This is a genomic window from Verrucomicrobiia bacterium (assembly GCA_023953615.1).
Taxonomy (GTDB): Bacteria; Verrucomicrobiota; Verrucomicrobiia; order Limisphaerales; family JADLHS01; genus JADLHS01.
Map to the genome: position 1 here is coordinate 260,887 of JAMLJH010000001.1, position 16,894 is coordinate 277,780.

Consider the following 16,894-nt stretch of genomic DNA (forward strand, 5'->3'; position numbering starts at 1 on the left):
TTTAGGGAAACGCTGAATCATTCAAATCAACTGGTAATGGCGGCCTTCAACTCCAGGTAAGCTCCAGTTTTTGGCCAGCGCGCAACTCGACCGGTCGGTTGAATTCAAGCCGCGCCCGGGGACCGTCGAAGGTAAGTTGCGTGCGGACGGTTCTCCGTCCCAGCCGAACTTTCACCTTGGTCGGGCGATTCGCCGCCGTCAGGGTGAGTTCGAGGCGGCGCACCGTGAGCGTACCCCAATGCCAGTGAATCCCGGCCTTCGCCGTGTGGCCTGCAAACTGTTGCGTAAAACTTCCCCAACCCGCAGCCGTCGTGAAGGCGCATTTGAAATCCTCCGGCGATATGCGCGGCGCAAAACCGAGTCGTCCCGCCGGTCCATCATACTCGAAACCGCACGCGGCAAGATAGACGCCGTAGCTGGCCATGCTGCGCGCGTAGTGATCACCACATTCGATTTCGTTCCACGGATTGCGTCGGGTCGCGTGGTAGCGATCGTGCAGCATCCGCGTGATGGCGAGGCCTTCCAGCGTGAGTCCTTCCCACAGCATGTGGCCGGCGACCTGATATTCAAAACCGTTCATGCACTCGTTGAAATAACCTGCGGCCCAGTCGGGGCCTCGCCCCTTGGCCTGCGCGTAATCCCAATCCCGGCGCGGGAACGTACACATCAACAGGCCGCCTTCGCCCGCCATCGCATACCAGCGACCCGGCGGGTAGGCGGCGCGATACGGGCCAACATCCGGCGTGAAGTTGTAGCGCCAGAGGGAGCGCAGCGCGGCAAGGGTTTCGGTCGCCGGCAACACGCGACCCAACCCCACCTGCCAGGCCCAGCTCTGACCGAGCACCTGGTCAATCTCACAACCGGTGCCGGAGTTGATGGCGTCGAGGTGTTTCGGATCAGGTTGGTTGATGAAATACTCGCCCTCGAAAAGCTGCCGCACCAGGTTGGGTTGGCCACGCTCAAAAATGTCGCGACAGGTTTGGGCGAACGCCACGTCGCCGACGAGGTCCGCCATGGTTTCACCCGCCCGCAATGCGGCGAGATACAAACCACTGAGCCAGGCCACCGGTCCGAACCAATCCGTATCGAGCGTGTTGTGTTGGTTGCTTTCGATGAGGCCGTCGCCGTTGGCATCCTTGGCGATGAGCCAATCGAGCGCTTTGCGGATGCCGGGCCAGTTGCGCTTGAGCCAGGTGGCATCTGTGGTCATTTGGTGCTCGCGCAGTGCGCGCAAGATCGTGCCGGCCTGGGCGTCAATCGCCGGAAAATCATTGTGCTCGCCGCGAAAGTGAATCGCGCCGTCCGCTTGTTGGGCCAGCCCGAAGTCCACCCGCTCACGCGTATCGCGCTCCAGTTGCGGAAAGAGCCGCGCGACCGTGTGGGCGTATTGCCAGACGTGGCCGCAGGTGCCTTCGCAACAACCGACGCCTTCCCAACCCCAGAAGCGGCCATCGGCGAGCCGGTGACAGGTGGACGAAGCGAGAATCGAGGTGTTGGCGAAGGTGCGATCCAAAAACCAGTACGGCAGCGTGGAATCGTACCAGGTATCGCGCCATAGCCGCGTCTGGGTCGTGAGGCGCTCGAAATTATTCGCGACGTGCTCCGCCACGGCGAGCGCGGAAGCGAACCGGGTCGCGTAATGCCGGCCCGGCGGCAGCTTGGGCAGCTTGAGATGAGGGAAATGCCAGGTGAGCAGGAAGGTGATTTCGCCAGCCTGCCCAGGCTTGAGCGACAGTTGGCGTTTCAGCGAGCCGATCAAAGATTCGCCGAAAGATTTCGTTGCGAGATTTGACTCGTTGCGAGCGGGAGCGAAGAAGGCGGCAGTGAGGGGCGGCGTGAAGGAGCAGGCCGCTTGACCAGTCTGCTGCTGGCCCGGCTCGCCGAGCAGCGCCAATCCCATGGTGCCGAAGTCCGGTTGCTCCGCCAGCGGGCCGGGCGGCGCCTCCGGTTGATCACTGAAGACGATGTAATCCAAACCAATGTTGCCCCAGCCGCCAGTCGCCTGATCCACCGCTTGCAAGCGGGCGGTTTTGCCCGCCCAAGGGCGCACGTTCCAAGTGTGCGGCTTCATTTTGTTGTCGTTGGCGCCCGTAACCGAAAGGACGATTTGATCATCCACCAACAGATTCACGCAGGTTTGGCCTTCGTGCCCGCCACCACCGAGGAGGAAGCGGAGGTAATCCCGCTCAATCGTGAACGGCGGACTGGTAAGCGTGCCCGTGTGCGCGTCGCGGGCGACCACGTCATTAGCCGGAGCCGAGGAATGAGTGTTCACCGCGTGTTGACCGTGCATGCCGAGGTCGCCTTGATAATTGATGACCTGGCTGGCGGCAATGGGGCCGCGACCAAACGCGGTGCCAGCCGCCGTCCACGGCGCGTACTCATCACGCTCAAAATCGTCGAACAAAATATCGGGGCGCGCGGTTTCGGCTTTCCGGGCGGGTGCGGGCGTGGCGCTACATTCGAGGAACATCAATCCACGGCGATGAACCAACCGATTGCGACGCAGGACATCCTGCGCTTTGCCGCTCTGTGCCGCCACATGGTTCTCCAGCCATCCAGCCAACTCGACTTCGAGCTTTTGCTTGCTGGTGTTCGTGAGTCTGAAACGCATCACCGTGACCGGCAGCGAGGAGTCGTCCACCGCCAGCGGAATGAACGGTGAAAAGGCTTCGAGCGAAACTGCAACCGGTGCGGCGGTGTCGTGATAGTCAACGGACCCGATGGGGTACGTTCCGTTGAAAGTCACGTCGCTCCAGCCGGTGTGATCCAGCGCGCGTGTTTGCTCGCGATCGCCCTGGCGAATGTGCAGCGCGAAACCTTGTGCGAACGGAGAAGCCGGCTCCATCGGTTTGGCGTAATGCGGTCCGCCGGTGCCCGAATGGAGGGGTTGATTGAAAATGTCCCAATGCCAAAGCCGGCCGTCGCCACCGAGATAAATCTGCCCGGCGCAAATCCCGCCGACCGGCATGCCGATGAGCCGTGATTCGGGCCAGCGATAAACCGTCGGTGTGCCACGGGCGAACAGTGCCGCCACCCAATCCGACTGGAGTTTTTTGTCTGCCGGGACCAACCGCTCAAAGTCCGTGCGGCTGAACGGACCGGCCACCGTCGGCAAACCCGTCAGCGCCAGACCAGCCGCTGCCAGACTGGAGAGCTTCAAGAACTCCCGACGTCCCCAACCTGTTCGACATCCACAGGCAGAAGTCTGGCAGGGATCATCGAGCATAGCGGGCGACGATTCTGTGGCGGGATTCGCGGCGTCAAGACGTGTTTTCGTTTGCACGCCTCAGCATTAGCCACCAGCCCCGCGCTGTCAGCAGCGAATTGAAGGAAATGAAACCCCGCCTCGAAAGCCGCCGAATCCCGGCGATACGACGATAGCTTGGACTGCTTCGACGGTTGAGTTCGCATCAATAACGCTCCAAGTCCGGTTTCTCCTTGTTTTTTAATGAAACCGACGTAAAAGTTAATCTCAGTCAAAACAATTTTCAGAGAGTGGGACAGGTCCGCTCCGAACCATAATCAGACGAAGATTCATTCCGCATTTAAACTATGAAAGCAACCGTCCTTCATTCTCTCACCAATCGTGGCGCCATTTGTCTTGTGCTGTTCGCCCTTGGCGCTAGCCCGATTTCCGGGGCGGACCGTTTTGTCTCGCTGACCGGCGGCCATGTGGCGCCGTTCACCGATTGGGCCAGTGCCGCCACCAACATCCAGGCGGCGATTGACGTCGCCGACGCGGGCGATGTGGTTTGGGTGACCAACGGTATCTACAACACCGGCGGCAAGGTGATGGCCGGCGATCTGACGAACCGCGTGGCGCTGGACAAGGCCCTGACGGTCAGAAGCGTGAACGGCCCCTTCGAGACGTTTATTGAAGGCGCGTGGGATCCTTCTTGGCAAGGTGCCGGACCGATGGCGGTGCGGTGCGCTTGGTTGACCAATGGTGCCGTGCTGCAAGGCTTTACGTTACAGCGCGGGGCAACACGATCCACTGGTGACTACACCGCTTTACAAAGCGGCGGTGCGGTTTGGAGCTGGCCCAATGGCGTGATAGATCATTGCGTCATGCGGTCGAATATCGCCGCTGTTGGACATGCCGTATATCGCGGGCAAATCAGAAACTCCCTAATCACGCAGAATAGCAAAAGCCCGCCGGTCGGCGGGTATGTCTTACAGGAAGTCACCCTGAATAATTGCACAGTGGTGAGTAACTGGGCGCAAAGTGTCTTCGGTCCGTCCCAAATCACCAATTGCATCGTTTATTACAATAGCAGGCCAGACCCGCTACCGGGTAACGCCACCATCGCGTACTCCTGCACCACCTCGCCGAGTTGGGGTGTGGGCAATATCAGTGCCGATCCACAATTCCTGCCGGGCACCTTCGACCTATCCAGCACCTCGCCGTGCCGCGATGCCGGTGTCTTTTTGGGTGGCGGTACTGATTTGGAGGGACGCCCTTGGGCCAACCCGCCTTCGATGGGATGTTTGCAGTGGCAACCAACCCCTATTTTCATTCAGCAACCCCGGATTGAGTGGGTGACCCATTCGACCGCCGCCACCATCTCCAGCGTGGTGGATGGCCAGCAGCCGATGGCGTGTTGGTGGCTGCGGAACGGCCAACGCTTGGAGGATGGCGTGGATTTTGACGCCACACAGACCACCAATCTTCTGGTCCGCAATGTGACATTGATGGTGGACGCGTCATTTCAAATGGTGGCCAGCAATGCGTTTGGAGTGGTCACCAGCGCCGCGGTTCAGTTGGCCGTGCATTACGCCAATGCGACCTCAAGTGCGTCGTTCCCGCCGTACAACACCTGGCAAACCGCCGCCACGAATATTCAAGATGCAATCAATGCCGCCGCCCCCGGATCACTGGTCCTGGTAACCAACGGCATCTACAACACCGGCGGCAAGGTGATGGCCGGCGATCTGACGAACCGCGTGGCGGTGAACAAACCGCTGTTGCTGCAAAGTGTGAACGGGCCGGAGGTCACGGTGATTCAGGGCCAATGGGATCCGACGACGACGAATGGTCCGCTCGCCGTGCGGTGCGCGTGGTTGACCAATGGCGCCATGCTAAATGGGTTCACCCTGCGCGGTGGTGCCACTCGCGCACTGGGTGATGTCGAAACCCTACGCTCCGGCGGTGGAGTGTGGGCGGCTTCGGAAACAGCTTTGGTGACCAATTGCATCATCACCGGCAACTCGGCGAACCAGTACGGCGGCGGGGCGTATTCCGGCTTTCTAAGCCACTGCACTTTCACAATGAATAACGCCGCTTGGGGTGGCGGAGCCGCAGGGGCTTTGGCCTTGAATTGTCTGGTGACTGACAATCGAGCGGTGGTTAACGGCGGCGGATTGGCCAACGTGAATGCAACCAATTGCGCCATAACTAGAAATTTTGCCGTCGCCGGCGGTGGCGGCGTTAGCTTGTCGGGAATGACGATGTTGCCCGCCTTCACGCAGCTCCAGAACTGCACGATTACTGAAAATGTCAGCATTACCGGAGGAGGTGGCTTGTATTTACTTTCTCCCTATGGACCTTCAGTGGTTAATTGCATCATTTGGAACAACCGCGGCTCGGGCTTGTCCCCGGATTACTCTCCGTCTAATGCAAAACTGAGTTATTGCTGCGTTTCTACCCTGCCCTTCGGTACCGGCGTCGGCCCCGGCAACATTAGTGTGGACCCACAATTATTGGCCGATGGAATTCATCTGGCAGCGACCTCCCCGTGCCGCGGGGCCGGGTTCAATTCGGTTGTCGGCACGGACTGGGACGGACAACCCTGGCTGAACCCGCCTTCCATCGGTTGCGATGAGCCGCATCCCGCTCCGCTGGCGGTCGCCGTCCAACCGCGCCCCAGTCCGCAGGTTGGGCAGGTCAAACTGCGCGCAGTGATTGCGGGCACGGCCAGCGCGGACTGCACCTGGCTCAAGGACGGAGCCGTACTGGAGAACAACAGCAAATACGCGACCGCCCACACCTCGGAGTTGAGGATCAACGAATTCAATTCTGCGGATGCTGGTTACTACCAACTGGTGGCCAGCAACGCGTTCGGCGTCTCCACCAGCCAGGTGCTGCACGTCACGGTTCACTGCGTGGACGCCGCCGGCAATGCGCCCCAGCCGCCTTTTGCCACTTGGAATACCGCGGCACCCGACATCCAAGCAGCCATTGATGTCGCCGCTCCCGGGGCCGTGATTTTGGTGACCAACGGAGTATATGCCACCGGCAGCCGCGCCACTACGCAAAGCTACCCATCAATTTTCAGCGGCTTGAATCGTGTCGTGTTGGATAAAGCGGTGTTGGTGACGAGCGTGAACGGTCCGCAAGTGACAACCATTACCGGCCAGTGGCCGCCAGTAACGCCGGAGGATTCCCCGGGCGTGCGTTGCGTCTGGATGGCGAGGGACTCCGGCTTGAGCGGGTTTACTTTGACGGGAGGCGCCGGCGGAGTTTGGTGCGATTCGCAACAGGCGGAACTGGCGAATTGCGCCATCACAAATTGCAATGACCAAAGCTGGGCTGGTGGTGCTTACGGCGGGACCCTACGCAACTGCATCCTGGTGGATAACATCGGCAGTGGCGTGAGCAGTTGCCAGGTATTCAACAGTTTGATGCAGCGCAATCAGGGAAAACTGGGGGGCGGCGCGGCATATTCGTTTCTACAAAACTGCACCGTCACGGCCAACACCGCAGCGACCGGCGGTGGCGGCGTATATTCCTGTGAGTTGGTAAACTCCATCGTGTACTTCAATTCCGCTCCCAGTTCTCCAGAACACGTTTTTACAACGGGTATTAACTCCTGCTCTTCCGCACCGTTCTTTTTTTGGAGCAATAACATCACCGCTGATCCACAGTTGATTGACGGCCGGCATCTGGCGCTGAACTCGCCGTGTCGCGGCGCGGGCAATCCGCTTTATGTCACGGACACCGACCTGGACGGTGATCCGTGGGCCAACCCGCCTTCCATCGGTTGCGATGAAGTCGTGGCCGCGGCGTTTGTGGGGCCGCTCACGGTCGCCGTACATTCCGGCTACCCGGAAGTGGCGGCCACCGGTAAAATGCCGCTCATTGGCGAGATCACCGGACTGCCCTCACGTGTGGACTGGATGTTTGGGGACGGCACGGGCGCCACAAACGCCAGTTCCTTGGTCTATCACAGTTGGACTGAACCGGGCGATTACCTGGTCACATTGACGGCGTACAACCTGGACCATCCGGAAGGAGTTACCGGACAAACCACGGTGACCGTGGTACCGGCACTGCCAGTGCAGATGCTGGCCGCGTCGGCTTGGAGCGGCACGAACTTCAGTCTCTCGTTCACCGGACAACTGGGTTTCACCTATACTGTGGAACAAACCACCAATCTCACTCCGCCGGTCACCTGGCAGATTTGGAAGACGCTTCCGGGTACGGACGGTTTGATCGAACTGACTGACCCGGGCGCTACCAACGCCATGCGGTTCTACCGCCTCCGCCGACAGTAAGCGCGGACGGATTTGATTGTTACGCCTCTGCATTTCAACGCTTCACTGGGCGATGTTTCCCTCGCTGAGACGCAGGCTTTGCCCTGGCCGCTGACCGCGGGGGCGCTCGTCGTTACCGTGGTTGGCCTCACGTTGATCCGCGCTCCGAAAACCGCGCCCAAAATCGCCACCACCAACCAAGGCGGCGGTTCGCAAGGCGCGCGTTCGCCAGTGGCGGTCAATGTTCCTTGAAGAACTTCGCGATCAATCCGGGCGCGGCCTGGGGAAAAACGTGGCCTCCCGGATGAATGAAAGCGATGACCGGTGTGCCGAGGGTGGATGGATAAATCACCCCGTCCTGCCCCCACGTTTCGCCGTTGGTTGAGCAGCCATTAACGCGCTGCACTTCTTTCAGCATCCTTTCCTGCCAGGAGAACTTCACGAGTGGATCTTTTTGGCCAGCGACCATCAGCATGGGCTTGGGCGATAAACGGGGTGCGTACTTGGCGACCGCTGCGCAAGGCGCGACCGCGCGCAAAGTGGCGCCTCGTTCCAGCCAAAGCAGGTAGGTAAACCCGCCACCGTTGGAATGTCCGGTGGCGTAAATGCGCTGATCCGCCACGCGATAGTCCTTGCGCAACCGCGCCAGCAGGGCGTCGAAGAACTTCAAATCGCGACCTTCGAAAGCATCGGCGGTTGCCTGCCAGCCGTTGCGCCGACCTTCGGGATCCGTCAATTGACCTGGGGTTGGCAGCCCTTGCGGATAAACGACGATTGCCTCCGGCCATTCCCGTTCCAGATGAAACTGACGCTGCACCTGACGCGCGTTGCCGCCATGACCGTGAAACACAAACACGACGGGTGCGGGATTCGTGTGGGCCGAGGCTGGCGCATAGACCGACGCCAGACGCGAAATGCCATCCACCTCGAGGTTGAGTTGCACCGGTTCATCCGCCCAGGTGGCCAGTTGACACCCCAGAAAAATGAGGGTGCTGATGATCGTAGTTTTGATCGGCATAATTTTAGAAATCGAGCGGGGACTGGTTGCGGTTGCGTTGCGGATTCCACCACGACCAATCCCATCCACTCGTTCATTTTCACGAACGGGAAAATCAAAACTCGGCGACCGCGAAAGTCAAGATCGCGTGCGTGACTGGCGTGGACCGCTTGGATCGCCGCCGATGGCTGCAGGCGCAAATTGCGTCCAATTGTCGGCAACGAAAATTTTATACTGGTTGCCGTGCGAATGATTCTTTAGACTCCCCACCATTACGGACTCACCAGGAGGCCGTAAGACATCCAGAATAACCATGAAACAATCATCACTACTATCTGCTTTGGGATTCACTGTCCTCGCACTGGCGACCGCTGGCGCGCAGGGATTGAAATTGGAAAATGTTTGGAGTCTGCAACCGGGTGAGCGCGACTACCTGGGCACCAGCACGGCGGAACGCGGGCTGGCCTATAATCCGGTGACCGACCACGTGTTGATTGTGCATCGTGCCAACCCCGTCGTGGTCGCCGTTTTGAACGCGCAGACCGGGGAGGACGTGAGTGCGCTGGATACTTCCGGCCTGGTGAATCCGGGGACATTCATTTTGAGTAAAATTGACGTAGCTGATGACGGCGCCATTTACGCGGCCAACTTCGGCTCAATTGGAACATCAACCCCGCAGTTCACCATCTATCGCTGGGCGGACGAGAACAGCGGCAGTTCCATTGCCTACGCGGGGGATCCGGGCGAGGGCAACATCCAGCAATGGGGCACGACCTTTACCGTCCGCGGCGCGGGGACGGACACCCAGATTCTGGTCAGTTCCAGCGCCGGGACGATTGCCGCCTTACTCACCACGACCGACGGAATTAATTTCACTTCACAAATTTTGACGACAGATGTCATGCCCGGTCAGATGGGCATCGCGATCGCCTTTGGAGCGGACAACACCTTCTGGGCGAAATCCGTGGACGGGCCGCTGTTGCATTTGGAGTTCGATGCCAATGTCGGAACCGCCACGACGTTGCAAACCTACAACATCACCAACTTCCCGGGGACGGTCGGACCGTTCAACGTGGATGTGGCGAACCATCGCCTCGTGGGCATCAACGTCACCACTCCGGATACCGCGAATCTCTACGATATTTCCAATCTCGCCGCGGCGCCGGAGTTGCTGAACAGCATTGCGCTACCCACCGATTACAACAACGCACTGTTCATGGGCGCCGTGGATTTTGGCGGCAGCCTGGTGTTTACCCTGGACAGTAACAACGGAGTGCAGGCGTACAGTTTGGTGACCTCCAGCGATCCGGTGCCGCCCTCGATGATCCTCGAACCGAAAGACACCACGGTCTATACTGGCGGCAAAGCGGTCTTGGTGGCATCGGCCACTGGCGCCGCGCCACTCTCCTATCAATGGCAGCAGTACGGAATGGATCTTCCCGGCGCCACCAGCCCGGTATTGGTGATTTCCAACGCCCGGCAGGAAGATGAAGGGGCTTATACCGTGGTGGTGTCCAATGCCGCCGGCACCACTTACAGTCTCGCCGCATACCTGACGGTGCTGCCATCGGGAATTTTGTCGCCCATCTGGAGTTTGGCCCCAGGCTCCCGGCCTTACTTGACCGCTTCCGGCAATAACCAGCGTGGCATGACTTACAATCCGGTGACCAAACACGTGGTCCTCGTGAATCGAGCCGGTAGTTTGAGTGTGAATTTGATTGATGGCGCGACGGGCGCGGATCGCGGCACGATGAGTACCGCAGGAGTCAGTGGTGGCACCTTCGCGCTTTCGACGATCGACGTGGCGGATGACGGGGTGACTTATGGCGTCAACTTTGGCAGTGTGGCCGGGACCACTCCAACCATCTATCGCTGGGCGAATGAAGAAGCCGATCCGACGATTGCCTATCAGGGTGATCCCATGCAAGGAACGGCGAACCGACAATGGGGCAACGCGGTTGCGGTCCGCGGTGCCGGCACCAACACGCAAATTCTGTTGCCAACGGGCAATCAGGAGTTTGTGGCCCTCTTTACCACGGAGAACGGCACCGACTTTACTCCCACCGTTTTCTCCAACCTGCCGCCCAACGCCATCATGGAAGGGGTGGCCTTCGGTGCCGGCAACACGATTTGGGGACAGTCTCATGCCGGGGGCACGCTGGCGCACTATAAGTTGGATTTTGAGACTGGTGAAGCCGTCGTCTTGGAAGCCTATGATTGGAATATCTTCGACGCCAATGTGAAACCGATTGCGGTGGATGTTGAACACAACCTCCTGGCAGGTGTGGCCATTGCCACTCCCGACACCGTAAATTTGTACGACATCAGTCAGATTGATGAGTTCACGCCGCCGGTGTTGTTGCACTCAGTGGTTACGCCCACCGACAACGCCAACACGCTGTTCCGTGGCGCGCTGGCTTTCGGCGACGACACCTTGTTCGCGCTGGACACCAACAACGGCATTATCGCGTTGGCACTGCCGTTTCTGCAGATTCAGCCTGATGGTGACAAACTGGAGGTCTCTTGGGCTGCGGCACATGCGGGTTACACGCTCCAAACCCGAAACAGTTCGGAATCCGGCACTTGGAATAATGTTGGCACCGGCACGGTTTCCAACGGACGTTATCGCGTGGAAGTGACCCCGAGCGGCACCCAACAATACTTCCGTCTGAAACGATAAAGGTCGCGGTAACTTCGGTCGTCGCCCCGCAGTCAAGGGCTGCGAATTGGCTGGCGCACCAATACAAGCTACAATTATCGCGCCTGCCACACCGACGAGATGCGGGGTGGCAGGCGCAAACATCGCCAGGCGCGATGCGCCGTCGCGCGAAAGGGACGTTCGCGCGAAGTCCAGGATCACTCCGAATGCACGCGACCTTATCCAAAGAGCAAAGCGCTTTCAGTTGAAGAGCGCTGCTGCTCTTTGATTTCCGCACCGTTCACGGTTGATTTAACTTACGAGTCGGAGTTGGGAGGACTGAGTCGGTTTTGTAAGGCATCGGTCGCACTTCACTCACGATCCGCCAGTTTGGAGCGGTCGCCACATTTTCCATGCGTTCCGAGCAGCCTGCGCAATTTATGAGCTATAAAAAGCAAAAAAAAGAGATGCCGCCCATGAACGTCGGGATAGGATGGCCGCATCATTTACCAGGCCATGCGATTTATCAGGAAAAATAACTGCTTGTGGCAACGAGCGCAGGTCCGTCTGCAAGACTTGGAAGGCGACCCAACGTGGCGGTTGTATAATAATTTGTTCTACGGCGGGGATTTGAACTACCGCGCCATTGAGGATGATCCCAGCCTGTCCGCCTATGATAATTTTTTTGATCGAACGACCATTACACGGGGGCTGAAGACCAAAGACTTCGCGCATGATCACAACGGGCATATCCAAGGAGAAAACCGGCTGAAACCAATAACCGTGAACAATGACGTCATCGTGAACAGCTTCACCTATGTCCACGGTCCGCTGGGAGACTTTTATCACGGCTCCACCGACCTTCTGGATCAGGGCAGCCGCAGTGCCATTGCTGCCGAACTGGACGCCTATACCACCCAAGCCGATCAGACCCCTGACAGCGGAACGGTGGACATCGGGTTTCATTATTATATTGGGAGCGCCCCGACGGCTTTTGCCAATAACGCATATCCCTGTCGGAATGACCCTGTAAACATCACGTTGTCCGGCTACGACCCTGACAACGACTTGCTAAAATATATTGTGCTGACAGGGACTGGATATGGCCCCAACCACGGCACATTGAGTCCGTCCGGTGGCTCCAGCCAATACCGCACCTACACGCCTGACCACAATTACGAAGGCCCGGACAGCTTCACCTTCAAAGTCAATGACGGGATCTTCGATTCCGCGCCGGTTACGGTGACAATTCAAGTGGGGTATCAACCGACGGCCTATGAACAGCATGTGCAAACCTGCCGCGGAGTTCCCATTCAAATCACGCTCCAGGGACAGGATGGCTGCAACGACAGTCTGACGTTCAGCATCGTGAACGGACCGAGTTATGGTTCCTTGAGCGCGATTACGAGCATTGATGATTCCAGCGCCTCGGTGACTTACACCCCCAACACGCCATTCTGCGGTCCCGACGAGTTCAGCTTCAAGGTCAATGACGGCGTGCGGGATTCCGCGCCGGCGACGGTGACCGTTGCCGTGGGCGGTGATTTCATTTACGCCCCTTATCAAACGGTGATGGCGGCGGCGGACACCCCGCTGGACATCCACTTGTGCGCTTCAGATTGCAGTGGCAACGCCGCGCTCACCTTTGCCATTGCCACCGAGCCGGAACAGGGCGAATTGGAGGAAGGCACCGCTCCGGGCCATTACATTTACACTCCGGACCAGACGACGCCCCCGTACACAGGCCCGGATAGTTTCACTTTTACCGTCAGCAATTGCGGGTTCGAGTCGTCCCCCGGAACGGTGAATGTGGTCATTGTCCCCGGATTGGAAACGCTCATGGCTGAGTGTCGGCCCGCCACCATCATCCTGACGTGGGATGCCAGCGCGATTCCGGCCACGTATGGGTTGACGGTGGACGGGTTTGAAGTGTATCGCGCCACCCAATCTGGCGGGCCTTACACGTTGTTGACGCCCGCGCCGTTGCCCGGCACGGAAACGACCTACGTGGATGCCACGGCGGCCCCGAGCACGACGTATTACTATGTGGTGAAGTTCCTGCATAATGAGCCGGATTGCCGGAATCCGGGGCAGTTCATCAGTTACCCCTCGCCGTTCTCCAACGAAAAGACCGCCAGCACCTGCTGTCCCGACCCCGAAGGGGAGTTCTGGACGGATGACACGCCGTCGGCCCAGCAACTGGCCGAATGGTTGAGTAAACCAGGAGACACAGTTGCGAATGCCACATTCACTGGCGCCATAGTTGCGAGAGGAATTTTCGGGAATGCTGGTTCCACAGGATTACCTTTCGACGCAGGAATAATCCTTTCGTCTGGAAACATTCACAATGCAGCGGGACCGAATGATGATTTCGGTGGTAATAAGCATACTCTTCACAGCTTGCCCGGCGACGATGATCTCGATGACTTATTAAGCATGCTTGAGTCCGAGACTTTTCCCGAACTGATGGAAACCGAAGATGCCGCTGTTTTGGAATTCGACCTTACTCCCTCGACAAGCTTGTTGGAGTTTGAATATGTATTCGCCTCAGAGGAGTACCCAGAGTGGCTTTCAGACTTAAAGAATGACGCCATTGCGATCTTTGTGGATGGACAGAACACAGCCTGGGTTCCCGGTGTGTCAAATGATGTTCCGGTTAGTGTTTTTACTGTGAATGCCACGCGTAACAGTGACTATTTTCAGGAAAACCAACCAACGCCAAATGAGGTTTTCGATTTGCAATACGATGGGTTCACTTCATCGGCGCTTCACCCTATGCTCACGGCGACAAAAACTGTACAAATCGGCGTGCCCGTACATATTAAAATCGTGATCGCTGACGAGGATGATGATGGGTACGATTCTGCGATTTTTATCAAAGCGCGACGGCCACTGTGCGAGTAATTACAACGAAAGGAGATCTGAATGAAAAAAGCATTTGCAATAGGTGTCTTGTTCGTGACGGGACTTTCCTTGGTTGGAATAAAAACACAGGCCCAAGGCACGATATACATTTCAAATCTCGACCGCCAGACAACGGGTAGTTTGTCCGTTGGAGCTGACGCGAGGTTGGCGACATGGTTTCGCACCGGTACCGCGCCAAGCGGCTATGTGCTCGATTCGATCCAACTTGCCATGGATGCGCCATCCGGTAATCCCACTGGTCTCAGGGTTATGCTTTGGGACTTTCAACGGGGGGAGAGCATGGCTGATCTTACCGGTCTGGACCCTTTGTCGAATGGAGTTTTCGCCTATGGTACAGAAGGCTTCATGCTGTCACCATCAACCGTATATTGGTTTGTAGTCACGGCAGCTACTCCGCTTTCAGTGGGAGCTTTTCAATGGGAACACGCTGCTACAGGAAATGACACGATAGGAATTGATAATTGGCGGCAGGGGGCCGCGTATCAGACTTCTCTCGATGGAATTGAGTGGGACAGAACCGCGCATGCCGGAAATTTGAAGTTTGCCGTGAGCGCGACAGTAGTCCCCGAACCTTCGTCGTTGGCGTTGGTTTTGTGCGGCGGCGCGCTCTGGCTGGCGGCGCAAGGGCGGCGGACTGAGTCGGTTTTGTAACGCATCGGTCGCACTTCACTCACGGTTAGCCAGTCTGGAGTGCCCGCCACATTCTCCATGCGTTCCGACCAGCCGGGTGGTATGGCTTGTTTCTCCTGGAGCTTCGCATTAGCCTCCTGAACAAATAAGCGCGGGTCCGGAAATCAAACCAATGACTTTTAATTCAATGAAAAACCATCCAAGTAGGAAAAACGGGTTGCGAATGGTGGGGCTGTTATTGGGCTGGCTGGCGTGCGCCGGAATGGTCCGCGCCGAGGAGCCGTCTTACTATCGCGATCTGTTTCCCGATACCTGGGTGGGGCGCGACGCTTTGGGGCGACAACTGCCCACCTCGTCGGAAGTGGGGTCGGTGAAACGGGATCAACGTCGGGTGGTGGGGATTTTCTATGTCACCTGGCACAGCGATTCCAATCATCGGTCGGATCGCACCGGTTACGGTGGCGATGTGACGCGGATTCTGGCGACGGATCCGCAGGCGCGACTGGATGCGAAGCACCCCTTGTGGACCGAACACATGTATCATTGGGGCGAACCGGAATTGGGTTATTTCCTCAGCAAGGACGAGTTTGTGATCCGGCGCGACATGTCCATGCTGGCGGATGCGGGGGTGGACGTGTTGATCATGGATGTGACCAACGCGGTGCGTTACTGGGATGAGTGGGCGGTGGTTTTTGCGGTGATGCAACGGATGAAGGCGGAGGGCAACCGCGTGCCGCAATTCTGTTTCTGGGCTTTCAATGGACCGGTGATCACGGTGGTGCAGGAATTGTACGATCGCATTTACAAAACCGGTCGTTACGCGGATCTCTGGTTCCACTGGGATGGCAAACCGCTGTTGCTTTACAATGACAACCCGAGCGTGGATGCCAATGGTCAGGGGCCGAAGAATCCCAATCCGCATTATGATCCCGACGCCAAGACGAACGTCAGCCATCCGCACCACGGCGATCCGGATTACACGGAGGAATTTTATTCGGACTACACCAAGGAAGTGAAAAGCTGCTTCACGTTGCGCTCAATGTGGTGGGGCTATTATGAGTGGGCCGGAAAACGGTTTGTGGGCACGGAGGATCATTGGAGCTTCGGTCTCGATCTGGGCGATAAACGCGTGGCCACGTTGAAGCCGGAAGCTTTGCTTTCGTTGCACAATGGGCAACGCGAAGAGGCTGCCGTCACTCCGGCGCAGCATCCTTCAAGTTTGATCGGGAAAAGCTGGACGCGCGACAAGGGCGAGCCGGCGCTGAATGAGTTTGATTTGCCCGAGCCGACCTTCGTGCCGTGGCGGCAACGCACCGTCAAACAGCCCGAGGGTTACGGCATTTATTTCCAGCAGCGCTGGGATGAGGCGCTCCAGGCGCAACCGCAATTTCTTTATCTCAACGATTGGAACGAGTGGACGGCCGGCAAATACCCGCCCACCGGCGGTCGGGATACGACGCCGTTCCTGCGGCGTGACAGCACCTATTTCTTCGTGGACCAATACAACAGCGAATTCAATCGCACCATCCAGCCGATGAAGGGCGGTTACACGGATAATTATTATTTGCAGATGGCGCAAAATATCCGCCGTTACAAGGGAGTGCGCCCGATCCCGGAATTGCGCGGATACACGCCGATCAAGGTGGATGGCCGCTTCGCCGATTGGGCGCGTGTTTCGGTGGAATACCGTGATACGGTGGGCGATACGGCGCATCGGGATTACCCTGGTTACGGCGGCTTGCACTACACCAACAACTCCGGTCGCAACGACTTCGTGACCGGCAAGGTGGCGGTGGATCACAAGTCGGTTTTCTTCCTGGCGGAAACCAAGGACGCGCTCACGCCGCACACCGGCCGCAACTGGATGTTGCTGCTGATTGATGCCGATCAAAATCCGGATACGGGCTGGCATGGTTACGATTACTTGATCAACCAGACGGTGATTGACGCGCGCACCACCACGCTCAAGCGCTTCGTTGCGGATGCCGCCGGCGGTGAATGGGAAACGGTGGCCCAACTGGAACTGCGCTACGCGGGCAACGCCTTGGAGCTGGCCGTGCCGCGGAAGTTGCTCGGGTTGGAGGCGAACGCGTTCACGTTTGATTTTCATTGGAGCGACAATCCGGTCGAGTTGCGGGATCCCATTTCGCTTTGCACCGATGGCGACAGCGCGCCAAACCGGCGGTTTAATTACCGCTACCTCTGGAAGATCAAAGCGGACTGATTTT

General features: G+C 58.1%; 8 protein-coding genes. 6 read left to right on the plus strand and 2 right to left on the minus strand.

What is annotated here, in order from left to right; genetic code table 11:
* Window positions 1–46: 46 nt before the first annotated feature.
* A complete protein-coding gene (locus M9920_01040; GenBank protein ID MCO5050876.1) occupies window positions 47–3,163 on the minus strand; it encodes a non-lysosomal glucosylceramidase in 3,117 nt (1,038 codons plus the stop codon).
* Between the two features lie 392 nt (window positions 3,164–3,555).
* On the opposite strand from M9920_01040, the gene M9920_01045 reads away from it, so the two are divergent.
* The gene (locus M9920_01045) at window positions 3,556–7,497 is read left to right on the plus strand and encodes a right-handed parallel beta-helix repeat-containing protein (protein ID MCO5050877.1); all 3,942 of its coding nucleotides are present in this window, start codon (window positions 3,556–3,558) and stop codon (window positions 7,495–7,497) included.
* Window positions 7,498–7,509: 12 nt separating this feature from the next.
* Entirely contained in the window at window positions 7,510–7,728 is a 219-nt protein-coding gene (locus tag M9920_01050) for a hypothetical protein (protein ID MCO5050878.1), read from the plus strand.
* Here the strand turns inward: M9920_01050 and M9920_01055 are convergent.
* A complete protein-coding gene (locus M9920_01055) occupies window positions 7,715–8,494 on the minus strand; it encodes an esterase (protein ID MCO5050879.1) in 780 nt (259 codons plus the stop codon). The genes M9920_01050 and M9920_01055 overlap by 14 nt on opposite strands.
* Window positions 8,495–8,786: 292 nt before the next feature.
* On the opposite strand from M9920_01055, the gene M9920_01060 reads away from it, so the two are divergent.
* The 4 genes from M9920_01060 to M9920_01075 all read left to right on the plus strand — a co-directional run bounded on the left by M9920_01060 (window position 8,787) and on the right by M9920_01075 (window position 16,890).
* Window positions 8,787–11,153 (plus strand): immunoglobulin domain-containing protein, encoded by a 2,367-nt coding sequence (locus M9920_01060; protein MCO5050880.1) that lies wholly within the window; start codon window positions 8,787–8,789, stop codon window positions 11,151–11,153.
* Between the two features lie 474 nt (window positions 11,154–11,627).
* Window positions 11,628–14,015, plus strand: a complete 2,388-nt coding sequence (locus tag M9920_01065) for a choice-of-anchor L domain-containing protein (protein MCO5050881.1) — start codon at window positions 11,628–11,630, stop codon at window positions 14,013–14,015.
* 21 nt (window positions 14,016–14,036) lie between these two features.
* Window positions 14,037–14,687, plus strand: a complete 651-nt coding sequence (locus tag M9920_01070; protein ID MCO5050882.1) for a hypothetical protein — start codon at window positions 14,037–14,039, stop codon at window positions 14,685–14,687.
* A 166-nt stretch (window positions 14,688–14,853) separates the two neighbouring features.
* Entirely contained in the window at window positions 14,854–16,890 is a 2,037-nt protein-coding gene (locus tag M9920_01075) for a hypothetical protein (GenBank protein ID MCO5050883.1), read from the plus strand.
* Window positions 16,891–16,894 lie beyond the last annotated feature (4 nt).